Origin of the sequence: Roseisolibacter sp. H3M3-2, assembly GCF_029211165.1 — a bacterium.
In the GTDB taxonomy this organism is placed as follows: domain Bacteria; phylum Gemmatimonadota; class Gemmatimonadetes; order Gemmatimonadales; family Gemmatimonadaceae; genus Roseisolibacter.
Map to the genome: position 1 here is coordinate 1 of NZ_JARGEK010000650.1, position 1,308 is coordinate 1,308.

At 74.2% G+C, this 1,308-nt stretch carries 2 protein-coding genes and 1 tRNA gene; 2 read left to right on the top strand and 1 reads right to left on the bottom strand.

Going from position 1 to position 1,308, the window contains the following annotated elements; genetic code table 11:
• Positions 1-54: 54 nt before the first annotated feature.
• Positions 55-138: transfer RNA gene (locus PYV61_RS25440), tRNA-Leu, on the bottom strand.
• A 145-nt stretch (positions 139-283) separates the two neighbouring features.
• On the opposite strand from PYV61_RS25440, the gene smpB reads away from it, so the two are divergent.
• Together smpB and PYV61_RS25450 are read left to right on the top strand one after the other, a co-directional pair.
• Positions 284-766 carry an SsrA-binding protein SmpB gene (gene smpB, locus PYV61_RS25445; protein ID WP_275836685.1) on the top strand — a complete coding sequence of 161 codons (483 nt, stop codon included), beginning with the start codon at positions 284-286 and terminating at the stop codon, positions 764-766.
• 7 nt (positions 767-773) lie between these two features.
• Positions 774-1,308: hypothetical protein (locus PYV61_RS25450; protein WP_275836686.1), on the top strand; the 535-nt coding region annotated here is incomplete at its 3' end.

Genomic DNA, 1,308 nt, shown 5'->3' on the forward strand with positions numbered 1-1,308 from the left:
GCGATGCCGCCCCGAGCCCTTCACCTCGCTACAGCGCGCCGTGATCTGCTCTAGTGCTCAGGGGGGGACTTGAACCCCCACGTCGTCTCCGACACAGGCTTCTGAGACCTGCGTGTCTACCAGTTCCACCACCTGAGCGGCGCCCCCGCGGCACGTGGACCGCGGGAGGACGAGTAGTGTAGTCGAGATCGGAGCGCAGGTCAACGCGGCGTCACGACGCGCGTTGCCGCCTCCCGACGGGGCCGACTAACTTGCCGCCGCCCGCCTCACCCCGCTGCCCCGCATGGCCAAGTCCGCGAAGGACGGCGACGCCAAGTCCGCCGACGGCTCGATCGCGCGCAACAAGCGCGCACGCCACGACTACCACATCCTCGAGACGTGGGAGGCGGGCATCGCGCTGCTCGGCACCGAGGTCAAGGCGCTGCGCGACGGGCGCGCCAACCTCACCGACGCCTACGGCGTGGTGCGCGAGGGGGAGGTCTACCTGCTGAACCTCCACATCGGGCACTACGAGACGGGGGGCGTGTTCAACCACGAGCCCACCCGGACGCGCAAGCTGCTGCTGCACCGCAGCGAGATCCGGAAGATGATCGGCGCCGTGGAGCGCCAGGGGCTCACGCTGGTGCCGCTCGACCTGTACTTCAAGAACGGGCGGGCGAAGGTCATGCTCGCCCTCGGGAAGGGGAAGAAGGAGCACGACAAGCGCGAGGACCTGCGCAAGAAGGACGACGAGCGCGAGATGGCGCGCGCCGTCCGCTCGCGGTGAGGGGGCGGTGATCCTCCCGGCGCTCGCGCTCCTGCTCGCGGTCCAGCCGCCGGCCCGCCCGCGCCAGACGCCGGTGCGCCCCGCCGCCTCGCGCGCCGCGGCGCCCGCGCCCGACGGGACGATCCTGGTCGGGGCGGCGGGCGCCGAGCGGCAGGTCCTGCTGGTCGAGGAGCGGCAGGCCGGGCGGCTCGGGCGGTGGGTGCGGGCCGACCAGCTCGCCGGCGCCGCCGGTGGCTCGCTCGTCGAGGACGGGGTGGGGCGCTGGCGGCTGCGCCTCCCGGGTGTCGTGCTGGCGGTCCGCGAGGGTATCCCGTTCCTGGTGGCGGGCGAGGGCGAGACCACCGAGGTCCCGTTGCTGGCCGCCCCGCAGGTCGAGGGGGAGCGGCTCTGGGTCCCCTTCCAGCTGGTGAGCGACGTGCTCCCCCGGCTGTCGTCGTCGCTCACCTACGACCCGACGCGCCGCGCCCTGACGCTGACCCGGGGGCGCCCGACGCCGCCGCGCACGCGCACCGGGTCGCCGCCGACCGCGCCCACGGCGAGGC